We start from the raw sequence: 20,749 nt of genomic DNA on the forward strand, positions 1-20,749 counted from the left end.
CCATGCTGCTGCGTTTTACCAAGATGCACGGGCTGGGTAATGATTTCATGGTCCTTGACCTGGTCAGCCAGCACGCGCACATCCTGCCCAAGCACGCCAAACAGTGGGGCGACCGGCACACCGGCATCGGTTTCGACCAATTGCTGATCGTCGAGGCGCCGAGCAACCCGGAGGTGGATTTCCGTTACCGGATCTTCAACTCCGACGGCTCCGAAGTGGAACAGTGCGGCAACGGTGCGCGCTGCTTTGCGCGCTTTGTGCTGGACAAACGCCTGACTGCCAAGCGCCAGATTCGTGTCGAGACCAAAAGCGGCGTGATCGAGCTGGACATTCGCAGCGACGGCCAGATCAGCGTCAACATGGGCGCGCCACGCCTGGTGCCAGCGGATATTCCGTTTCAGGCCACCGAGCAGGCCGCCAGTTACGCGCTGGATGTAGAAGGCAAAATCGTCGACATCGCTGCCGTCTCCATGGGCAACCCCCATGCCGTACTGCGGGTCAACGACATCAACAACGCCCCGGTGCATGAGCTGGGGCCGAAGATCGAGCATCACCCGCGCTTTCCGGCGCGGGTCAATGTGGGCTTTTTGCAGGTGATCGACCGTACCCGCGCGCAGCTGCGTGTATGGGAACGCGGCGCCGGCGAAACCCAGGCGTGCGGCACCGGTGCTTGCGCCGCAGCCGTCGCCGCGATCAGCCAGGGGTGGATGGATTCGCCCCTATTGATCGACCTGCCGGGTGGGCGTTTGTCCATCGAGTGGGCAGGGCCTGGCCACCCGGTGATGATGACCGGGCCGGCCTCGCGTGTATACGAAGGACAGGTCCGTCTATGAGTGAGCCAAGCTAATGACCGATAAGCCTCAAGTACCCGCCCAAGCAACCCCAAGCGAAAGTCTGGAGGCCGCTGCTGTCGCGGCGTACCTTGAGGCTAATCCGGACTTCTTCGTCGAACACGAAGAACTGCTGCCCGCCCTGCGCATCCCCCACCAGCGTGGCGATACCGTGTCGCTGGTGGAGCGGCAGATGAAGATCCTGCGCGAGCGCAATATCGAAATGCGCCATCGGCTTTCACACCTGATGGATGTGGCCCGCGACAACGACCGCTTGTTCGACAAGACCCGCCGCCTGATCCTGACCCTGATGGACGCCAACAGCCTGGAAGAAACGGTGATCGCCGTGGAAGACAGCCTGCGCCAAGACTTTCAGGTGCCGTTTGTCAGCCTGATTTTGTTCAGCGACAACCCGATGCCGGTGGGCCGTTGGGTCAGCGGCAGCGACGCGCAAACCGCAATCGGCGGCCTGCTCTCGGAAGGCAAGACCATCAGCGGCACCTTGCGTGAACACGAGCTGGATTTCCTGTTTGGCGCCGAACAGCGCAAGCAGATCGGCTCCACCGCCGTGGTCGCCCTCAGCCATCAGGGCTTGCAAGGCGTGCTGGCAATTGCCAGCCGTGACCCTGCGCACTACAAAAGCTCGGTGGGCACGCTGTTCTTGACCTACATCGCCGAAGTGCTGGGCCGCGTCTTGCCCCGCCACACCACCACCCTGCGCGCGGTGCGCTAGCCATGGAACGGCAACTGGACGCTTATTGCGCTCACCTGCGCAACGAGCGCCAGGTGTCGCCTCACACCCTGGAAGCCTATCGACGGGACCTGAACAAGGTCCTGGCGTACTGCGAAAAACAACAGATCACCAGCTGGAAGGCGCTGGATATCCAGAGCCTGCGCAGCCTGATCGCGCGCCTGCACCAGGCGGGCCAGTCTTCGCGCAGCCTGTCGCGCCTGCTCTCAGCGGTACGCGGCCTCTATCACTACCTTAACCGTGAAGGCCTGTGCGACCACGACCCGGCCAACGGCCTGTCGCCGCCCAAGGGCGAACGGCGCCTGCCCAAGACCCTCGACACCGACCGCGCCCTGCAACTGCTGGACGGCGCCGTTGAGGATGACTTCCTGGCCCATCGTGACCAGGCGATTCTTGAGCTGTTTTATTCCTCGGGCCTGCGTTTGTCGGAGCTGACCGGCCTGAACCTGGATCAGTTGGACCTGGCGGACGGCCTGGTACAAGTGCTCGGCAAGGGCAGCAAGACCCGTGTGCTGCCGGTGGGCAGGAAGGCCCGCGAAGCCTTGCAGCTGTGGTTGCCGCTGCGCCTGTTGACCAACCCGGCCGACGATGCGGTGTTTGTCAGCCAGCAAGGCCGACGCCTGGGGCCACGGGCGATTCAGGTACGGGTCAAGGCTGCCGGCGAACGCGAGCTGGGGCAAAACCTGCACCCTCACATGCTGCGACATTCTTTTGCCAGCCATATGCTGGAGTCGTCCCAGGACCTGCGCGCCGTGCAGGAGCTGCTCGGCCACTCCGATATCAAGACCACGCAGATCTATACCCACCTCGACTTCCAGCACCTGGCGACGGTATACGACAGCGCCCATCCACGGGCCAAACGCATCAAGGGCGGCGACTCATGAGTATCAAGCTGATCACCTTCGACCTGGACGACACGCTCTGGGACAACGTACCCGTCATCATCAACGCCGAGGCGTCGATGCGCGAATGGCTGGCACTTAACGCCTCCAAGGTTGGCGACTTGCCCCTGGAACATTTCGCCAGCCTTCGCCAGCAGGTGTTGGAGCGCCATCCAGAGCTTAAATATCGCATCAGCATCCTGCGTCATAAGGTCCTGATGCACGCGTTTGAAGAGGCGGGTTACCCACAGCCTGAGGCCACGCAGATGGCGGATGTGTGCTACGAGGCGTTTATTCACGCCCGTCACCAGCTCACTCCGTTCCCGGAAGCGGAGCCCATGCTAAAGGCGTTGCGCCAGCACTTCCTGCTGGGCGTGATCACCAACGGCAATGCCGATGTGCAACGCGTGGGGCTGGCGGATTACTTCCACTTTGCCCTGCGCGCCGAGGATATCGGCATCGCCAAGCCGGATGCGCGGCTGTTTCAGGAAGCCTTGCAGCGCGGTGGCGTGGATGCAAATCAGGCCGTGCATATTGGCGATCATCCTGGCGATGACATCGCCGGTGCGCAGCAGGCCGGGCTTCGCGCGGTGTGGTTCAACCCGACGGGCAAGGCGTGGGAAGCGGATAAGCAGCCGGATGCTGAGATTCGTAGCCTGACAGAGTTGCCGGGGCTGCTGCGCAGCTGGCAGTCACGCTGAAGATTCAAAGTGGGAGCTGGCTTGCCTGCGATAGCGGTCTGTCTGACCCACCGCTATCGCAGGCAAGCCAGCTCCCACAGGGCTATGCAATGAATTTTAAGAATTTGTTTCAGGCATGAAAAAGCCCGCAGCGACGGCGGGCTTTTTCTTACAAGCAGTCTGCTGACCTCAGATAGGTCGGCTGCCGTACTTGTTATCCGGCTTCTTCGGTGGGTCTGCCACCACGTTGGCCTCGACTTCCTGCACTTTGCCGCCTTTAGCGAGGAATTCTTCCATCGCACGGGCCAGCGCATCGCGCTCTTTGTTCTTGGCTTCAACGCTCGGCAGTTCGTCTACCGAGACAGCGGCCTTGGCTTTGCCTTTGGCTGCCGGGGCGGGTGCATCATCGCCACCGTCGTCGTCAGCAACGTCTTCAGCTGCCGCTTCAAGGCCTTCTTCAGCCTCGTCGTCGTCGCCTACTTCAAGGTCGTCGTTTTCCAGATCATCGTCGCTCATGTTCTACCTCATGACTTGCGAAAAGCAGATTAGTTATAGCCCAGCTTCACCCTCTGTCGAGGTCGCCGGAAAAAAATCACATCCACTGGATAACCAGTGGCTTATGCCCCATCACCGTGCAAGGTGGCGAGGACTTTACGAGCACCGCCATGATCACGGTGCTCGCCCAGATAAACACCTTGCCAAGTCCCTATCGCCAAGCGGCCGGCCTTGACCGGCAAACTCAACTGGCAGCCCAGCAGACTGGCCTTGAAGTGCGCCGGCAGATCATCCGGACCTTCGTCGTTGTGTTCGAACCCTGCACGCCCTTGCGGCACCAGCGAGTTGAAAAAACGCTCGAAGTCACGGCGAACCGCCGGGTCGGCATTCTCGTTGATGGTCAACGAGGCCGAGGTGTGCTGCAGCCACAAATGCAACAGGCCTACTCGGCAAGCCTTTAACTCAGGCACGCCGGCAAGCAACTCATCCGTTACCAGGTGAAAGCCCCGGGGCTTGGCCCGCAGGGTAATCAGGGTCTGTTGCCACATACAGTTCTCCGCCCATCGGCGCGCATTCTAGCGCGGTCTGGGAAAAAACAAAGTGTCGAATACGCCTACATGCATGTAAGACTTTCGCATCCTCAAAAGTGCCGTGTGGATCCCATCACAAACTCGGCAAAAAACCCATCCGCCTTTAGCCACAGACAAACACCAGACAAAAAAATGCCCGGCAAGCCAGGCATCTTTTTTTCGCGTACTTACAAGTTGTAGCCGCGTTCGTTGTGTTGCGCCAGATCGAGGCCCACCGCCTCTTCTTCGTCGGTCACCCGCAGGCCCATCACCATGTCCAGCACCTTGAGGATGATGAAAGTCACGATGGCCGTGTAGATCACGGTGAAGCCCACGCCTTTGCACTGGATCCAGACTTGCGCCGCGATGTCAGTAGTGGCCGCGTTGAAGCCGCCCAGCGAAGGCGCTGCGAACACGCCGGTGAGGATCGCGCCGAGGATACCGCCGATACCGTGCACACCGAAGGCGTCCAGGGAGTCGTCGTAGCCCAGTTTGCGTTTCAGGGTGGTGGCGCAGAAGAAGCACACCACGCCCGCTGCCAGGCCGATGACCAGAGCGCCCATCGGGCCAACAGTGCCGGCAGCCGGAGTGATTGCAACCAGGCCGGCGACTACGCCCGAGGCAATGCCCAGTGCGCTTGGCTTACCGTGGGTGACCCACTCGGCGAACATCCAGCCCAGTGCCGCAGCAGCGGTAGCGATCTGAGTGACCAGCATCGCCATACCGGCAGTACCGTTGGCCGCCGCAGCAGAGCCTGCGTTGAAGCCGAACCAGCCGACCCACAGCATGGCCGCGCCGACCAGGGTGTAACCCAGGTTATGCGGTGCCATCGGGGTGGTCGGGAAGCCTTTACGCTTGCCAAGTACCAGGCACGCCACCAGGCCGGCCACACCGGCGTTGATGTGCACCACGGTGCCGCCGGCGAAATCCAGCACGCCCCAGTCGCCCAGCAACGAGCCCGGACCGCCCCACACCATGTGGGCAATCGGCGCATAGACCAGGGTGAACCAGACGCCCATGAAGATCAGCATCGCGGAGAACTTCATACGCTCGGCGAATGCACCGACGATCAGCGCAGGGGTAATGATGGCAAAGGTCATCTGGAAGGTGACAAACACCGCCTCAGGGAACAGCGCCGCAGGGCCGGTGATGCTCGCCGGGGTTACACCCGACAGGAACAGTTTGGACAGGCCGCCCACGAACGAGTTGAGGTTGACGACGCCTGCTTCCATACCGGTGGTGTCGAACGCCATGCTGTAGCCGTAAACGAACCACAGGATGGTGATCAGGCCGGTGATGGCGAAGCACTGCATCATCACGGAAAGAATGTTTTTGGAGCGCACCATGCCGCCGTAGAACAGCGCCAGGCCCGGAATGGTCATGAACAGTACCAGCGCGGTGGATGTGAGCATCCACGCCGTGTCGCCGGAATTGAGGACTGGAGCAGGGGCTGGGTCCGCCGCCAATGCCAGGGCCGGCATTACGAGGGACAACAGGGCTCCTAGCCCTGCGAATTTACGCAGAGTCATATTGTTTTCTCCTGGGGCGTTGGGGGTTTGGCGGCTTAGATTGCGTCGGTATCGGTTTCGCCGGTACGGATGCGAATAGCCTGTTCCAGATTGACCACGAAGATCTTGCCGTCACCGATCTTGCCGGTGTTGGCCGCCTTGGTTATCGCCTCGATAACCCGGTCAAGATCCTTGTCGTCAATGGCGACATCAATCTTCACCTTTGGCAGGAAATCGACCACGTATTCCGCGCCGCGATACAGCTCGGTGTGACCCTTCTGCCGACCGAAGCCTTTGACCTCAGTAACGGTAATGCCCTGCACGCCGATCTCGGACAGTGACTCGCGTACATCGTCCAACTTGAACGGCTTGATGATGGCAGTGACTAGCTTCATGAAAACTCTCTCCCGAATTGGTGGACTTGCCCCAGGAAAACAAACCCGTCTCAAGTCTAAGCGCAGTGCCTGGCTTTGTAACGCGTCGTCGCCTCGGCATTTGCCGTTGCGACGCCAGCGAACCACTGGTGACGAAACCTGTACCCCTGATCCGTCGGCGCACTGCATTCGTCACAGCGACTGCATCAGTGCATGGGTCATGATCGTCTAAGCAGAAACCTTGCCAGCTCCGTAAAAACCACTGAAATCAGTCCTTTGCCCACTTATGCCCACCTGCGGGGCGTATTGGCGGCTGCAATGCGCACAAAAACAGTGCGTAGCCGCCCAGCCCTCTGCGCGAAAAGCGTGCGCTCGCGGCCGTGAAAGGACTATAGACGCTGCGTGATACACTGCCGGCCAACAGTTTTCCGGAATATTTCCCATGCTCGCGCCCAAAGACCTCCTCGACGCCCTGAGCGGCCACGCCTCTCGCCTGTTCAGCGGCGAAACCCCGCTGCCCCGCAACGAAATCGAAAGCCAGTTCAAGGCGCTGCTGCAAAGCGGCTTCAGCAAGCTTGACCTGGTGAGCCGGGAAGAATTTGACAGCCAGATGGTCGTACTGGCCCGCACGCGTGCGCGGTTGGAGAGTCTGGAAGCGAAGGTAGCGGAGCTGGAAGCGCGGTTGACGCCACCCGCTGCTGAATAAACCCGGCCCCTGTGGGAGCTGGCTTGCCTGCGATAGCGGTGTTGAATTCACTGGCGCTATCGCAGGCAAGCCAGCTCCCACGGTGTTCTGCGTCGCTCTTTGGATACGTTCAGTAAAACCTCCCGCCCTCGAAAGCATCTCACCTCGTCTACCCTTGAAAAACCCGCAGGAAGCGGCCTCCCACTCAAGGAACGAGCATGTCCCTCGCCATCGTCCACAGCCGTGCCCAAATTGGCGTAGAAGCCCCCGCCGTTACCGTCGAAGTGCATATGGCCAATGGTCTTCCATCGCTTACCTTGGTGGGCCTGCCGGAAACCGCCGTCAAGGAAAGCAAGGACCGCGTGCGCAGCGCCATCCTCAACTGTGCGCTGCAATACCCGGCCCGCCGTATCACCCTCAACCTGGCGCCCGCCGACCTGCCCAAGGATGGTGGGCGTTTTGATCTGGCGATTGCCTTGGGCATCCTGGCCGCCAGCGTGCAGGTGCCGGCATTGATGCTCGATGACGTGGAATGCCTGGGGGAATTGGCCCTGTCCGGTGAGGTGCGGGCGGTCAAGGGTGTGCTGCCTGCCGCGCTGGCCGCGCGTAAGGCCGGGCGCACCGTGATAGTGCCGCGGGCAAATGCCGAGGAGGCGTGCCTGGCGTCGGGGTTGAAGGTGATTGCAGTGGACCACCTGCTGCAAGTGGTGGCGCACCTGAATGGGGTTGTGCCGATTGAGCCGTATAAATCCGACGGCTTGCTGTACTTGAACAAGCCCTACCCGGACCTGAGTGAGGTGCAAGGCCAGCTTGCCGCCAAGCGCGCACTGCTGATTGCGGCGGCGGGCGCGCACAACCTGCTGTTCAGCGGGCCACCCGGCACCGGCAAGACCTTGCTCGCCAGCCGCCTGCCTGGTTTGCTGCCGCCCTTGAGTGAGCAGGAAGCCCTGGAAGTGGCGGCCATTCAGTCAGTGGTCAGCCTGGCGCCGTTGAGCCATTGGCCGCACCGTCCGTTTCGTCAACCGCACCATTCAGCGTCGGGGCCGGCGCTGGTGGGCGGCGGGTGTAGGTTTTGGAAATAGATGCGAATCTTTCGAATTAAATGCGACTGATTGCAATTGCTTTGACCACCGATTCCTTCGGATTTTGTTAGCATGCTTGGCCAACATGATCGGCCAATTTCTGCCGTTCGTGACGAGGAGCAACCGGCCCAGAATGTGTAAAGAAAGTTGTGTCAAAATTGAAGTACGCGCGTCTACGTTAAATCTGAAATTTATTGGCACGTCAGCAGATGCGCAATTTCTAGTGCGGTTTTGAGTAGTCACAAGAACGTCATGGGATCATGAATCTCTTTATAGGCATCAAGGCCTTAATAAAACGCCTATATCGAGCGTACGATGATGAAACAGCAGAAAGTTTCAGCCGAATGGCATTGGCGGGTGAGATAGCCCCAGCCTATTGCGTTCCGCCTCGGGAAATAGGGCATTGCAAGCCCACCAAGCGGCGTTTCGAAATGGTTGTTCGGGATTATTTATATATGAATCAATTATCCTATCCCAAGTAGCCTGAGCGGCTATTGGACGACCTTCTTTTAAATGAATGTCGGCGTCTACCCATTGACTAACAATTAGCTTAAGGTGGTTTGTAACTTTGTCGGCGCGCAACGATAGATCTAGAACTTCAATAGTCATATCCCCCTTATCGTCCAAACCTGCTACTGTCCACTGCCAGTTCTTTGGGTGCAACGTTCTATTAACTGGTATCCATTGAATGTGATCTATTGGATTATCCAGTCGAGGATCAATTAGCAAACGTTCTTCAGAAGCACAATCGTAGTGGATGGCTGAAATAGGATAAGAGCACGGAGAAGGAGGTGCCAATACCCGCGAAGCGGAGGAACGAATTGGAAATTTATTCCCCTTACTTCCAGAGTTATTGCAGCGCTCGCAAGCGAAGAGCAGATTTTCCCATGTCCATGCTAACCACCAATAGTGCGTTGATACCCTCCGCCAAACGCCACCAATTTTTTCCTCCGCTCCCAGTTTGGGGCGAAAGTGTTCAACCGGGCTTCCGCAATCGTCATTTGAAATCTCACAGAACGCGCACTTATTATGCTGCCTTTTAAATAGCAAAGGGCGTGCGCATTGATAACCAGTCTTGAACACTTTCTTGAATTCATCTGAGTTCAGCCCATGACTATTTAACAGTCGAACTGCCTCATTTAATTTATTCGCGCGAGTGGTGGTTAGAATATTTGGCTCCAGGCCGAGATACAGTTTAATCATGATCTCTGGCTACCGGACTTATAAGGTCCAACACATTATCAGTTTCGAGTTCAGCTCGCAGTGCTAGCATGACCGCATTTTGATGATCATTTCGGAAGGGGTTGCTAGCCAATGCAGTGTATTGCCTTATTTTTTCTCCATTTATATTCAGTGTTAACCGGTCGATTCCAAAATACTCCGTATACATTTCTGTACCAGTCATGGCGCGTGGGTCAGGTTGAGTATGCAGATCTGCTTCTCCCTCCACTTCGTCCCATTCCCCAGTAACTGAGTCAGGCGTAATTTGGTGGACATCACCTGTGGCCGGATCTGCCTGAACCCTTACAACTTCTTCCGGGGAAAGAGTTGCAAGCACAACAGGGCTATGCGTTGTAACTACAAATTGGAGTTTTGGAAAAGTTTTACGAAGCGCAGGAATTAGCTGGCACTGCCATTTAGGATGAAGGTAAAGATCGATCTCATCAATAAGAACTAGACCTTCAAACTCTTCCGGCTCTAGATCAGAATTTGGCGATTCAAGAAGAATATGCCCAACCAAATCTGCTATCCAAGCAATCGTGGATTGGTAGCCATGAGCAAGAGCAATAGCAGGAACTTGAAAAGTTTTTTCTCCCATTTTCTGATGAAAACGGTTTCTTTCTATAAGGTCCGATGCACGCTTCACCCCTCCTTGACCTCGCATCTCCAGATTTTCAATATCCAGTGGTAGAATTCCGGTATCTATAATCGTACTTTTTAGGATACGTGAATACGCAAGGGCTTTTTTTTGTCTATCGCCAAAATGACTTAAAAAGCTTGTACTCGTTAAAGATGCTCTTGAATCGAATAATGATTTCATCCGATCCACAGAAGCTCTTGCTAAATCAGGCATACCTCCTGCCTCAGGAAGAGTACGCTGGACCCCATATCCAATGACGAACCAACTGGGAGCCTCTGTGGCTCTCGCGGTATCGAGTGGATTGACGATATCCTGAGCCGAGTCCAAATCATACTTATCAGATGCGCGAAGAGAGGTTTCTTTTGGTTTCAGTATTACACTTGATTTCAAGCCCATACCGTAAAATGGCATCGCTTTTAGGTCGGGATGATACTTTGCATTTATTGATGTTGGAGTGAACTTGAAGTCAGCATTGATCTCAAGAGTGCTCTTATCTCTTCTATCTAGCAGGTGAGTAATTGAACTCCCAGCTAGGTCATTAACCCTTAAGCTGCCAGCTGCTGCTAATGCAATGGCTTGAAGAATGCTAGTTTTGCCTGTGCCATTTTCCCCAATGAGAACCGTCCACATGCGTGGCTCGCCGTTGGCTTGTGTAAAATTCAACGTCAAATCTTTAAGGCGTTTTAGGTTTTTAACGTGTAGAGATCGGATATACATCGCCGCCCCAAAAAATTCGCAAGTCAGCTCAATATATTACATGAGATCACGCCGGTTGACGTGAGTATTGGAAAACCTCCGCAATTAACACAAACGCTCGCGACCTCTAGCATCGGGCACCGATCGCGGCTTTCTGGCAGGAACTGAACTCCAGAAAAGGCAGCTTAGGGTCTCGAAATCGACTGTCTGCTTCGTTTTCTGCTGCATCACCATGGCTCCTGATGATACGTACTCGCCATAGCCAATGTCGCGCCCGCGAAGCTCGGTTAAGCTGCAGGCTCGAAGCTTGCTGTCGATGGCAAGATCGAAGAGAGCCAGATCCCGGGGTCGTTCTGCAATTTGAAGCCGTACTCGGATGACCCAGATATTTCTAAGTCGGAGTGAGGTTTTCTGCCCGACCATTTTTCCTTTGTTCCAGGGCCGACGACTGCAGGTCGCGATGATGTCCATGACAAGTCTTCTCAGGCGATCTGAAAATCCGACTTTTTCAACAGAATCGACCCATAGCTGCCTGTCGCCAAGGGCTCCAGCTGACCTATAGCGACCGTTAACCAACCACTCAAAACGGTGCTTTGAAGTGCCTGCGGAAGCAAAGGCGATTCACAAAGTCTGCACTACCTCTACTCGTCTATCGTGGCATTACGCTATCGTGCAGCCTTGTCCGCCGCCATCTATGAAGACACCATGAGCATTAAACCTGAATATTTTGAAAAATTGCGCGAGATGCTTATTTCAGGTGCTATCACCGCTATCACCTTTGACACACAGGTATTTGACAGAAATAGCAGAACTTTCAGAAAAGGGCTCTTAGCACAGCTGGGGCAACTAAAGAACTCCAGCATTCAACTGGTTATCACTGAATTGGTTCGCGACGAAGCAGAAAAGCATATGCTTGAAATGCACAGCTCAAGGCGGAAGCGAGTTGACGACGCATTTGCGCTGGTAGCCCAGCACTTGAGTGAAGACTTAGTTAATGACATGCGAGAAAAACTCGAAGCAAGGGCCACCCCAGAGCAAATTGTATTTCGTGAAATAAATGATTTTTTCCTAGCAACTAATGCTGAGTTAGCGTTCTATGAAGAAGCATCCACCAGAAAGCTTTTTGAACTTTACTTCCGCAACAGGCCTCCCTTCCACAAAAGCAACGATAAAAAATACGAGTTCCCCGATGCCGTAGCGCTTCTAAGCTTAGAGGCATATGCAGAAAACAGTGGAATTCTAGTTGTTTCCTCCGACAAAGACTGGATTACGTTCTGCAACAGGTCTGAAAGTAAAAAACTTTATTGCATCCCAGACCTGACGACGGCACTTACGCTTATTAACTCAGTAGAAAATGATGTCAAGGATATCGCTAGCCAACGCTCTTTAAAGTTTCAGCAACTCAATGAAAGTGGAGATCTCGAATCGGCAATTAGAGATAGCTTATCCGAAACACTCAGGCGCGAGTTGTTGTTTACTGCCAGGACTAATTATTTCTACAACGCTCGCTGCTCGAACATCAATATTGCCTCAATCACTCATGGAGAAGAAAAATCATTCGGGACAATCCGGGATGATTCAAGTAAGACGATTTGGGCGATTGAGCTAGACGCTGTATGCCATATTGCCGTAGACGTTACATTTTCCGATGATGGAGAAAGCTACGTCGGCTGCAACAGCTATAATCACTCCCTGTCTATACCAGCGATTTCAATTGTAAATATAGCAGGCGAACGTATCGAAATCGAAGTTCACTTTGACCCAAAAACGACTTTAGACCTGGGGGCAATTGCACCAAGCGAGCTAAACCAGAGCATGCCAGACGGTCACAAGGTGTACGGTCCTTGACGATCCGCTGCTGGCCGATTGCCGCCACACGTAGACTGGTAGAATCAACCCTGACCCTATTAGCCGTCATCGAACCGCTGGGGTAAGCTTGGCGCCGGAGGCTTCCCCCAGCAAGGAGGATAAACGGCGATGGGCTTGTTCAGTCGATTGTTCGGCGATCGCTTCACACAACCCCCACCCGATGAACCACGGTTGAGCGATGCCGCGATTATGCGTGAGCTTTATCCATTCGGCGCGCAACTGAAAACGTTCACCCAGGCCCTGTTGGCGCGGCTGCCTGAAAAGGAACGTGCGCGTCTCGTGAGAAGGGTGTCGCGCTATTACAACCTAGGTGAAGACCCGGTCACCGCGTTGGTCAGTGGGCTTTTGGACGCTGAGAAAGGCCAGTTACTCAATAATCTGGTTCTCATAGCCGTGGACGTGCACGGCTTCGATGATTTCAAGTACCTGGCACCGAAACTGGTTGAAGCCAGCGGTATTGACCAGATTTATGCCTACAAGCTGGAAGAGACGACATCACTGATGCAAGTGCTGATCGATTTCGATCAATGGCTGACCGGGTTCGGGAAGCGCTTTCTGCATGTGGATACAGGCGGTGCCGATTATGTGGGTTGCATCATTGAGCAAGATTGCGTCGAAAACCTGATCGCGCTGGCTAAGCAGGCTGGCATCGACGCACGTCTCGATCCCTTTTGAGACACGTTGGCTGACCGCTATCGACCGATTGTGTTGAAAAAGTCGGCCTTTCCGAAACACTCGAATATTGAGGGATGAAAACACCTCAGTTGCACGCTGCTATGCGAAATCCGAGTCCTGAACCTTCTGCCAAAAATTCAGATTTCAATCTGAGGCGCGTACTTTTCTGACGCGGAATTCGAAGCCGACTTTTTCAACAGAATTGACCCAAAGCTGCCAGTGGTGAAAGGCAGCAGTCGGCCAGAATCAGCTCTTCGCCTAAAGCAGCTACCGACCAGAACCGACGCTTGGTTCCGAAAAAACAAATTCGACCCCTTTTCCCTAAAGCCGTGAGCGGCAGCGGTCTGTCGAAGCTGCTTTAGAGTACGCATGACGTCACCATCGTGCCAGTACGAACCGGATGACATGCACCTTGGCAAACGCTATCTTTACGCTCTCCTTAGGACAACTGAGGGTGAATAAAGCACCAAATGCGAGGTTGACCATGGCGTCGAAATATACGTTGCTTAGCGAAAAAAGCGTTAGGGCTGCAGTCCAGGATGGTGTTTTCACCTCTAAAGCCGTGGACATCGTTCGTGACGGCAATAATTCATTTGTACGCCATCTCGAGCGTCAGGATACTCCAACAATCCCTTCCTCAGTTGTTCAAATTCACAATAATTATATTTACGAGGCGGACACGTCAAAATACGTAAGCGCAGTTATTGACATCCAGAACCAATACATAACTGGCGAGCTTAAAATAAAATATGACGAGGTTATAGTTGGCCTTACTACTTATCAAGAGCAAGGTAGTGATCTGGAGCTTTTAAATACAGATACTAGAAAGTCTTTGTCCGCTTTTAGTGAGCGAAGTTCGCAGATCCTTTCGCCTGAAAGCAGAGAGCCTTACCTTAAGGACGCAAGTCTAGAAGTTCTAGACTCATATACAAACTTGATATTTATTTATGTGATGAGTGGCTTTTGGCGTTTCAGGTCTGGATTTTCGAAGGACTCAGTAGCAACGAATAAGCTTGACACTCTTGAGTCAGAGGTTCGATCCCTTTACTCATGGTTACTTCAAAATGGAAAAGAGTATGAGAATCAGATAGGAAAATCGGTTTATGCCTACATACTCCTGGAAAAACCTGAAGAAATCGAGGTCATCGGTCAGCTTGTTCAATATGATGATCGCTATAGCTCAGCGCTCGATGTTGTTAAGTCCTTTTCGCTGAAGTGTATTGATCGCAAGGGTTGGAGCGAGCCTTACAAGGTCAGCAGGCTGCCAAATGATACTTGGGGCGAGGATCGCTTGAGGATTGCGCTGAGACTCCACGATATTCTAAACAAGATAAGTAACATTCGTAGTGTTATTGATGAGCTTAAAACCGTAGGCAAAATCAAGATATCCGAAATCTTGCTGGGCGGTGACTACCTTGACTCTCCCTTGTCGCTGTTCCGAATTGAAAATAAGCCGGATGCCTGATCCGGCCTTCACGCCTGCACATGTACTCAATGACCTCCTGAAGGAGCGAAAAGGGTGAGAGATTTATTTACCGCTCCTCTATCCGTTTCTGGCCGATGACCGCCTGTCGCCAGCGGCAACAATGGGCAGCTCTCTACCGATTCGAAGCTCTGGCTTGGGAGTGGAACGGCACGAGGTAGTTCGACATTGCATCAAGCGTTTTGCAAAGGAGGATGTGCACCTCCAGATACTCTTGGGTGATGTCAGTTTTCGAAATTAATAAGATTTTTCCAAATAAATGCGACTGCTGTCGATGGGCGCCCTGCTATCCGAGAGAATCTCCCGTCGGAAGAGTTGACTCTGTCCGAGATCCCAATCCAGCCAGTGGCAGCGCTTTTTGTTGAGGATAGTCCACAATCGCTTACGACAAATAGATAACCTTCTGCTCTGCTTCAGCTAATGCTGGGTTTAAGAATCGCTCTGATCTCTTCAGTAAAGGTCTCAAGACTAGGTTGTTCAAGGACCCTCAAGGGAATATCCAGGGCATCGCAAATTTTTTGTGCTTGAGCGCGCTCTGCCGAGAGAAAGCCGGCGATGTGACTTAAATCTGCATTCCGCCCGTCGCGATCTTGGATGCGAAGGGCAACGGTCTCAGGAGTGGCTTCAAGCAATATTACCCCCTTAAGATTCAGTGCTCTGAATACATCGACTTCTAAGGGTTGAAAATCGCCCTTCTTGTTCAATAAAACAAAATGTCCATCCAGAAGAAGGTAGAAACCTCCACCGTTGTGACGGGAGACCGCAGTAGCGAGCGCGACCTGATTAGCGTCTACTTGGCTAACCCGTTTATCGCTACCCCATGTCGGCATAGCTCGCTCTTCTTTTATCAGCTTGCTTGCCGACGTATGAGTCAATCCTAACGACGCTGGTATTCGGGACGCTAAATGGGTTTTTCCGACGCCATGTATACCAGCAACGAAGACATTCATGAGCGTGCCTCTGAGGGAAACATTGCGCGTAAAACCCGGGAGAAGTCGTTGGGGTCTATATATAAAAAAGATTGCGGGGGCGTGAAATTGGGGAATAGATCTTTGGGGTCTACTTGGATCTCCGCCACCTTTACCCTGTTGATCATCACCCCATACGCTGTTTTCTTGCCTTTTACATAGTTTTTCAATTCTTCATGCGTCACCCCGCCACCGTTGGTATCTGCTAATGCCCAGAGGGTTTCGAAATCGCACTCTTCAACTCGATCAACAAATGCTAGACCTACGAGCCTTTGCACTGGCAACGATGAGTACAGCACGATGATGCCGATATCAGTAGATGGCCAGCTTCGGCGCAACTCGACACGTTTCGTTCCGGCGACGATCAGATCGGCATATTTGGGTTTGATCGACAGCAAGACAGCCCTACCGCTCGGTTGCTCGGATGATTCTGGAAAAAGACTCATTGGTAATTTTCGTTATGGATTGAATTGGTCCCTTGATTACTCGAAGGCGGCGCCTAAGCGCGGTATACCCAAGGGGGGAATCGAAGTGGCAGATTAGTCGGAACAGCATCACCTTTGTTTCTGTTTCCGCCATTTCCTCAATCTGTTCGTCGGAATAGACGGTTCTACGGCTGACAATTTCTGCGATTTCTTCAGCTGATTCGGACCACTTGTAACGCTCAACTATCCCAATCGACGTGATTGCTTGCAGGTCGTGACTTCTATAGAAAAGCACGACGTCGCCTGAGCGTGGACGCCTGCTCGGGGCGTGGCTGAGGTAAGCCAGTTTAATAGCATTGCTCACATGACGCCGAGGATGATCATTAGGAAGTGCGTGCCCTGGTTCCTGATAGTCCGGGAACAAGATGTCATGGAACGCCGGCACGATGGGTACCAAGAATTTTTGAACATCGTCACCGCTCAGGTAATGAGGAAAATAACGTCGGACGTAGTCAAATGCGTCCATGAGTATTGCTGGGGGCTCTGCCGGATGCGCCTTGACGTAAACGGAATCGCCTCGATAATCGCCTGCATACTCGAAGCCATAATCCTCGATTAGAGTTATCAGGAGAGGATGCCGCTGGTTGTTGGCATGTAAAAAAATTGATTCGCAGTGGTGGTTCGTTGCGTACTGAAAGGCAGCCCGCAGAAAAAGCTCACCGAGCTTTCGTCCTCGTACTGTCTCTCCCACTTTGAATGTGCAGAGCTTAAGCGACTGACCACGTAGTGTTTCACCGTTGTCCGTTATGCGCTCGTTTACCTGGACTGCATAAATGCAAATGGCAGAGATCATTGGGCCAGGCCCATCGCGATATACCCAAGCGCGTCGACCGTCCATAGCCTTCTGACGAAACCAGTCATCAAAGCCAGTGTATCCCACTCGAATACTGTCGAAAAATGCTTCCGCCAGCTGAGGGGTGAGCGTATGAAGTTCGACATCCTCAATATTGGGGAGATGCACATTTGCCGGCTCATGAAGTCGACATAACCAGTCATTCGCCGTTTGGATAAAGTAGACGCGGTTACCTAGTCCTCGCTCGCGAGCTCTGCGGTGGAGACCTTGATCCTCCGTCACCAACGCGTGAGCGGCATTGCACTCCAGCGAATAGAGAATCTCATTGTCACAAACGTCATTTACGGATGTACCGGCAGTATTCCACGGGCACGGCGGGCCAGCTTGCAGCTCTGAATACTGCCTGAGTCTCTGCAACGTTCGTCTGCGTCGATCCTGGTCGGCATCACGTTGGATATCCTCTACTGAAGCAGGATGGTATAGGAGCTGATGCCCATGGACGTTGCAAAGCCTCACAAAGTTAGTCAGGCTCGGCTGCAACACCACCATAGAGTCCTGCAGCGGTATCAGGACATTGGTGTCCAATAGGAAGCGAAGACGGAGTGCCAAGGATCCCTCCTACCGGCGATATTTATCCATTGCATGGAATACCTGACCTACGTCAATGGCTTCCTATACCTATATTTATCCGATGTGCTTGCTATCTAATTGGTATTACGTCATCAGAGCGTAGCTGCCCTTTGATAATTCACAATCTGGCGTAAAGAGAATTTCGTATAGACGAGCATCGAGTCGGTATTGCATTCCGATCTGCGGTGTCCACAATCCATGGATCGTGAACGACAGTCATTTTGCAAACCTGCCGTGAGCCGTTAGTCTGCACCGCAAGACGCCCCTGCCGAAAATGGCAAACTGACACTTGTCAGATTTAACAAGAAATACCTATGATCAGTTTTCTCTGTCGCAGGAGCGAGTTTTGTCGCATTCGGTCATTCGCAGTCCGCTGCAATTTGCCAAGCCGCAAGTTTCACTGGGTGGCCGCTTCAAGGACATTTCAGGTGATTTGCTCGTGCTGTGGTACGGCACATTCACGCCGAATATCAGAGAAAAAACCGTTCCCCTCGTCAACGTGCATTTTCGGTCTGTTGATCCGGACGGTACGTTGGGCGCGTTCTACTCCGTTCCGATTGGACTGCCTTATCTCAGTTTTTTCCAGATAGGTACTATCTGGCGTGTGGGCTCGATCAATTCCGACACGTTGTCGGAGTCACTTCCAGAACTGGAAGTGGATTTCAGCCCGCAAAGCTGGACGTATGTAACGGCTTCGCAACTGGGACTGACCAACACTAGCAGCCCTTACAAACTTCCAATGTCGGCAGACACCTGGTTGGTAGAATTGCGTACCGGAGCCAAAGACCAGACCATCTTGGTCCCGTGCGTAGAGCTCCTGATCCGATTGTATGGGCGCAGTTCCGAGACCAGCCGGATTCTGACCACTTATCCTTGGCAGGAGGTGCAAGCTCGCTTCTTTTTTGATCCTGAAGAGACCTGGGCAAAAAACGTGGTGAAGCTGCAGCGTTCGGTTAGGGAAAGTGAGGCTGTATTTCTCAACCACATGAGGCATGACGGCTACACGAAAAGCCTGTGCCGTAAGCTTTATGCGGACCTTGAGTCCCAGTTCAGCAGCTCGCCAGTCTCGGACGTGCCCTTTGGCAACCTGCAAATTGCACCCTGGTTTCAGGGACCCGCGACGATCAAGGGCCGCGGCTACTGGCTCAATAAAAAAACCTTTCTCTGCCTGCGTTTAACCGGCGCAAGTGAGCCTGATGGTCCGGAGCTTGAAATTCATCGGGCGGAATACCACACAGAAAATTTCCAGCCAGGTGACGAGGAAGATCAAGGTCTTTTTATCACCCGCCCGACCATAACTTTGCCGCTCAATCAGAAGTTCGAGCTGACCAACGATTCCGGATCAGACCCGGATCTGGGAAGGCACATCCTGGAGCACGAGAGTTTTGAAGTACTGGGCAAGCGTCGGGCTACCAGTCGCTACGTGCATCACAAGCCGGGGGAGCGTGGTAAAAAAGTTCTTCCTACTGGCGAAACGGAGGTCTTGTCAGGTGGTGATCCTGGCGCCCGAGGTTCGGGGATTGGAAAAGCTGAAATCATAGACATGGAGCCATGGGAATCATCAGGCGTTCTAGTCGATGTATGGGTCGCACTGAATAAGCTGCAAACGTATTTTCCCACGGTAATCGACAGGGTCGAGTGGATGACGCTTGACGGCCAAAGGGGAACTCAAGCACCGGCCAAGCTGGTACCTATCAAAGAGTTTGAGGAGGACGAAACCGCAACGCCAAAGCAAAGATCCTGGGTCTTCCTCGACCCCAAACATAAAATAGTGCGTGGCGTGCAGATTCTGCGCATCGTCTGCGGCCAGCGTCATTTTTACCTCTTTGAAATTCAACGTCGGCCTGGGAGTGGGAAGGCCGAAGGCAAAACCACGGAACAGAAGGCGCAAGGGATGCTCATTGAACTATCAATGCCTTTCTCGCAAGCCCTGGTACAGCTAAAAATAGTGCTCGGTCTGATACGCTTTTTTGAAGGCGTGTTTCGCGACTTTGTCGACAACATGGACAATCCCGGCGTGTCCTTCAATCACTCCAAAACTAAAGGGGACGAGGTTCTGCATCTCACTTGCATGAGGAACAATCTGCAAAGATTGGGTGTTAATTTTCCGAAACGTTCACCTCTTGCACCAAGGAAAGATGCCGCGGGTCAGGTACCCAATAGGTAACGCTATCCACGTCTACTAGCCAGCCGTTTCCGGCTGGATCCGGATTGGGTACAGCGGCCTTTGATTGGCTCGAGCTCAAGCGATGAAAGTAGGCCAACGAGCGTGAAATCCATGTGCGCTGTACATCGCGTCCGCGGTTGGCAGCGATAGCCAGTTTTATCATCTGCGCCTCCAGCTTGAGGCGCCTGGCTGCTTGAACTTTGTGCTTTTCGATTGTGATCAACGGCCTGCCTGCTTGTCGGGCATTGCAAAAGGTAACGAATCCCCAGAGGTTGCCTGCAATACCTGGCTTGATCTTCAAGAGGCGGTCCACATGACGTTGCTTGAGAACACTCGCTCCCTCTGATCGAGCCAGCAGTAGCAAGTGCACTGCCGCGTTCAACCTGCCACGCAATGAAGCTAGTCTCAACCGTCCCATGCTTACCCCATGCTTCAGGGTTGTCAGATAGTCATACAGCAACGCACGGTCCGCGCCGAACGACATGCCTGAAAGGATGTTACGCACCCGTTCATGCTCAACATGCAGCTCCAGTAACTCATCGTTGATCACGAACTGCTTGGCGAGCTTGTACCAACGGATAGGAGCTCGCGCCCGTCGCAGCCCTTCACATCCGATATGCTCCAGTAGTTGTTTGGCTGGTGGCATCCCGGCCCATTGGGTATCAATCACTGCGAAGAAGTCAAAATGGCGATGGATGCTCAGGGCCGCACGCTGATTCCCACCTTTGGCGGCAAGCCACGCGCCAAATTCCAAGAAGTCGTCTACCACCGCCTGAGCACCCAGAGCATTCGCATCTAGCAGCAGACGTTTTTGAAACGTCCTCGACCAATAGCAATTTTCACATTCCTTCCCCCGCCCACCAGGAATTTCACAATGGCACTCTGTACAACGTGAACCGGAGGTCAGCATGCACTGTCGGCAAATCGCCCTGCCGTCTGCCTGAAGTATCAGCTTTCGATACCTGTGACACTGTGGGCACGTTTGCTCATTGCACCGGGCGCAGCGGGGGCAGCAACGCAATGTGCAATCGTCAATCTGGATACTCACCAAGCGCGTCGACAGTACCGAGCATTTTTCACAAGGACGGGGAGCGTTGAAGTAATGGGCGCAGGAATTACAGGCCGGACCATAAGCAGTCAGCTTACCGACCGGGCGACCAACGCGGGAGCACCTGACGCAAGGGCGCGCGCTTACACATCCACTGCATTCAGCCTGGGGATCGAACACAGGCAAGCGTGAAAAGTTACCGCAGCTCTTACACAGACC

19 protein-coding genes and 2 pseudogenes are annotated in these 20,749 nt (G+C 53.8%); 10 read left to right on the forward strand and 11 right to left on the reverse strand.

Annotation, left to right across the window (positions count from 1 at the left end):
- The first annotated feature begins 2 nt into the window (after positions 1–2).
- From dapF to HBO41_RS24400, 4 genes are read left to right on the forward strand one after another with little or no spacing between them, the layout of a single operon-like run.
- Entirely contained in the window at positions 3–833 is an 831-nt protein-coding gene (dapF, locus tag HBO41_RS24385) for a diaminopimelate epimerase (RefSeq protein ID WP_017134993.1), read from the forward strand.
- 13 nt (positions 834–846) lie between these two features.
- Positions 847–1,563 carry a DUF484 family protein gene (locus HBO41_RS24390; protein ID WP_169988019.1) on the forward strand — a complete coding sequence of 239 codons (717 nt, stop codon included), beginning with the start codon at positions 847–849 and terminating at the stop codon, positions 1,561–1,563.
- Between the two features lie 2 nt (positions 1,564–1,565).
- Positions 1,566–2,465: a tyrosine recombinase XerC gene (gene xerC / locus HBO41_RS24395; protein ID WP_017134991.1), complete on the forward strand. Its 900-nt coding sequence runs from the start codon at positions 1,566–1,568 to the stop codon at positions 2,463–2,465.
- Positions 2,462–3,163 carry an HAD family hydrolase gene (locus HBO41_RS24400; protein ID WP_017134990.1) on the forward strand — a complete coding sequence of 234 codons (702 nt, stop codon included), beginning with the start codon at positions 2,462–2,464 and terminating at the stop codon, positions 3,161–3,163. Before xerC ends, HBO41_RS24400 begins: the two co-directional genes overlap by 4 nt.
- A 168-nt stretch (positions 3,164–3,331) precedes the next feature.
- Here the strand turns inward: HBO41_RS24400 and sutA are convergent, their stop codons facing one another.
- The 4 genes from sutA to glnK all read right to left on the reverse strand — a co-directional run bounded on the left by sutA (position 3,332) and on the right by glnK (position 6,109).
- On the reverse strand, positions 3,332–3,658 hold the full coding sequence (gene sutA / locus HBO41_RS24405) for a transcriptional regulator SutA (RefSeq protein ID WP_017135899.1): 327 nt from the start codon (positions 3,656–3,658) through the stop codon (positions 3,332–3,334).
- A 101-nt stretch (positions 3,659–3,759) separates the two neighbouring features.
- On the reverse strand, positions 3,760–4,185 hold the full coding sequence (locus tag HBO41_RS24410) for a secondary thiamine-phosphate synthase enzyme YjbQ (RefSeq protein ID WP_017135898.1): 426 nt from the start codon (positions 4,183–4,185) through the stop codon (positions 3,760–3,762).
- Positions 4,186–4,394: 209 nt separating this feature from the next.
- On the reverse strand, positions 4,395–5,735 hold the full coding sequence (locus HBO41_RS24415) for an ammonium transporter (protein WP_017135897.1): 1,341 nt from the start codon (positions 5,733–5,735) through the stop codon (positions 4,395–4,397).
- A 35-nt stretch (positions 5,736–5,770) separates the two neighbouring features.
- Entirely contained in the window at positions 5,771–6,109 is a 339-nt protein-coding gene (glnK, locus tag HBO41_RS24420; protein ID WP_002555808.1) for a P-II family nitrogen regulator, read from the reverse strand.
- Positions 6,110–6,530: 421 nt separating this feature from the next.
- Here glnK and HBO41_RS24425 point away from each other — a divergent pair, with 421 nt between their 5' ends.
- Together HBO41_RS24425 and HBO41_RS24430 are read left to right on the forward strand one after the other, a co-directional pair.
- Complete coding sequence (locus HBO41_RS24425; protein ID WP_058421153.1) at positions 6,531–6,794, forward strand: accessory factor UbiK family protein; 264 nt, start codon at positions 6,531–6,533, stop codon at positions 6,792–6,794.
- A gap of 197 nt (positions 6,795–6,991) precedes the next feature.
- A pseudogene (locus HBO41_RS24430) lies at positions 6,992–7,843 on the forward strand (YifB family Mg chelatase-like AAA ATPase); the annotation flags it as partial.
- Between the two features lie 348 nt (positions 7,844–8,191).
- Here HBO41_RS24430 and HBO41_RS24435 read toward each other — a convergent pair.
- The 3 genes and pseudogenes from HBO41_RS24435 to HBO41_RS24445 all read right to left on the reverse strand — a co-directional run.
- Complete coding sequence (locus tag HBO41_RS24435) at positions 8,192–9,058, reverse strand: HNH endonuclease (RefSeq protein WP_169988023.1); 867 nt, start codon at positions 9,056–9,058, stop codon at positions 8,192–8,194.
- Positions 9,051–10,433, reverse strand: coding sequence for an AAA family ATPase (locus HBO41_RS24440; protein ID WP_169988025.1), 1,383 nt, complete (start codon positions 10,431–10,433; stop codon positions 9,051–9,053). The genes HBO41_RS24435 and HBO41_RS24440 overlap by 8 nt, the downstream gene beginning before the upstream one ends.
- A 171-nt stretch (positions 10,434–10,604) precedes the next feature.
- A pseudogene (locus HBO41_RS24445) lies at positions 10,605–10,883 on the reverse strand (integrase); the annotation flags it as partial.
- Between the two features lie 234 nt (positions 10,884–11,117).
- Here HBO41_RS24445 and HBO41_RS24450 point away from each other — a divergent pair.
- The 3 genes from HBO41_RS24450 (at position 11,118) to HBO41_RS24460 (ending at position 14,421) form a co-directional block, all read left to right on the forward strand.
- On the forward strand, positions 11,118–12,260 hold the full coding sequence (locus HBO41_RS24450; protein WP_169988027.1) for a PIN domain-containing protein: 1,143 nt from the start codon (positions 11,118–11,120) through the stop codon (positions 12,258–12,260).
- Positions 12,261–12,808: 548 nt separating this feature from the next.
- On the forward strand, positions 12,809–12,883 hold the full coding sequence (locus HBO41_RS29930; protein WP_404822454.1) for a hypothetical protein: 75 nt from the start codon (positions 12,809–12,811) through the stop codon (positions 12,881–12,883).
- A gap of 527 nt (positions 12,884–13,410) precedes the next feature.
- Positions 13,411–14,421 (forward strand): hypothetical protein, encoded by a 1,011-nt coding sequence (locus HBO41_RS24460; protein ID WP_169988029.1) that lies wholly within the window; start codon positions 13,411–13,413, stop codon positions 14,419–14,421.
- 431 nt (positions 14,422–14,852) lie between these two features.
- On the opposite strand, the gene HBO41_RS24465 is transcribed toward HBO41_RS24460, so the two are convergent.
- From HBO41_RS24465 to HBO41_RS24475, 3 genes are read right to left on the reverse strand one after another with little or no spacing between them, the layout of a single operon-like run.
- Positions 14,853–15,389, reverse strand: a complete 537-nt coding sequence (locus HBO41_RS24465; RefSeq protein WP_169988031.1) for an ATP-binding protein — start codon at positions 15,387–15,389, stop codon at positions 14,853–14,855.
- The gene (locus tag HBO41_RS24470; RefSeq protein WP_169988033.1) at positions 15,386–15,805 is read right to left on the reverse strand and encodes an ASCH domain-containing protein; all 420 of its coding nucleotides are present in this window, start codon (positions 15,803–15,805) and stop codon (positions 15,386–15,388) included. Before HBO41_RS24470 ends, HBO41_RS24465 begins: the two co-directional genes overlap by 4 nt.
- Positions 15,806–15,812: 7 nt before the next feature.
- Complete coding sequence (locus HBO41_RS24475) at positions 15,813–17,294, reverse strand: hypothetical protein (protein WP_222933968.1); 1,482 nt, start codon at positions 17,292–17,294, stop codon at positions 15,813–15,815.
- 367 nt (positions 17,295–17,661) lie between these two features.
- Here HBO41_RS24475 and HBO41_RS24480 point away from each other — a divergent pair, with 367 nt between their 5' ends.
- A complete protein-coding gene (locus HBO41_RS24480) occupies positions 17,662–19,482 on the forward strand; it encodes a hypothetical protein (protein WP_169988035.1) in 1,821 nt (606 codons plus the stop codon).
- Here HBO41_RS24480 and HBO41_RS24485 read toward each other — a convergent pair.
- On the reverse strand, positions 19,415–20,392 hold the full coding sequence (locus HBO41_RS24485; protein WP_169988037.1) for a hypothetical protein: 978 nt from the start codon (positions 20,390–20,392) through the stop codon (positions 19,415–19,417). The two genes, HBO41_RS24480 and HBO41_RS24485, sit on opposite strands and share 68 nt — an antisense overlap.
- Between the last annotated feature and the right edge of the window lie 357 nt (positions 20,393–20,749).

Source organism: Pseudomonas sp. WS 5146 (genome assembly GCF_012985495.1).
GTDB lineage: Bacteria > Pseudomonadota > Gammaproteobacteria > Pseudomonadales > Pseudomonadaceae > Aquipseudomonas > Aquipseudomonas edaphica.

Bases quoted from the DNA above. Each gene is read 5' to 3' on its own strand.
- HBO41_RS24435 (WP_169988023.1), bottom strand. From the start codon at position 9,058: ATGATTAAACTGTATCTCGGCCTGGAGCCAAATATTCTAACCACCACT.
- HBO41_RS24450 (WP_169988027.1), top strand. From the start codon at position 11,118: ATGAGCATTAAACCTGAATATTTTGAAAAATTGCGCGAGATGCTTATT.
- dapF (WP_017134993.1), top strand. From the start codon at position 3: ATGCTGCTGCGTTTTACCAAGATGCACGGGCTGGGTAATGATTTCATG.
- glnK (WP_002555808.1), bottom strand. From the start codon at position 6,109: ATGAAGCTAGTCACTGCCATCATCAAGCCGTTCAAGTTGGACGATGTA.
- HBO41_RS24485 (WP_169988037.1), bottom strand. From the start codon at position 20,392: ATGCTGACCTCCGGTTCACGTTGTACAGAGTGCCATTGTGAAATTCCT.
- HBO41_RS24465 (WP_169988031.1), bottom strand. From the start codon at position 15,389: ATGAATGTCTTCGTTGCTGGTATACATGGCGTCGGAAAAACCCATTTA.
- HBO41_RS24390 (WP_169988019.1), top strand. From the start codon at position 847: ATGACCGATAAGCCTCAAGTACCCGCCCAAGCAACCCCAAGCGAAAGT.
- HBO41_RS24410 (WP_017135898.1), bottom strand. From the start codon at position 4,185: ATGTGGCAACAGACCCTGATTACCCTGCGGGCCAAGCCCCGGGGCTTT.
- HBO41_RS24415 (WP_017135897.1), bottom strand. From the start codon at position 5,735: ATGACTCTGCGTAAATTCGCAGGGCTAGGAGCCCTGTTGTCCCTCGTA.
- HBO41_RS24425 (WP_058421153.1), top strand. From the start codon at position 6,531: ATGCTCGCGCCCAAAGACCTCCTCGACGCCCTGAGCGGCCACGCCTCT.
- HBO41_RS24400 (WP_017134990.1), top strand. From the start codon at position 2,462: ATGAGTATCAAGCTGATCACCTTCGACCTGGACGACACGCTCTGGGAC.
- xerC (WP_017134991.1), top strand. From the start codon at position 1,566: ATGGAACGGCAACTGGACGCTTATTGCGCTCACCTGCGCAACGAGCGC.
- HBO41_RS24440 (WP_169988025.1), bottom strand. From the start codon at position 10,433: ATGTATATCCGATCTCTACACGTTAAAAACCTAAAACGCCTTAAAGAT.
- sutA (WP_017135899.1), bottom strand. From the start codon at position 3,658: ATGAGCGACGATGATCTGGAAAACGACGACCTTGAAGTAGGCGACGAC.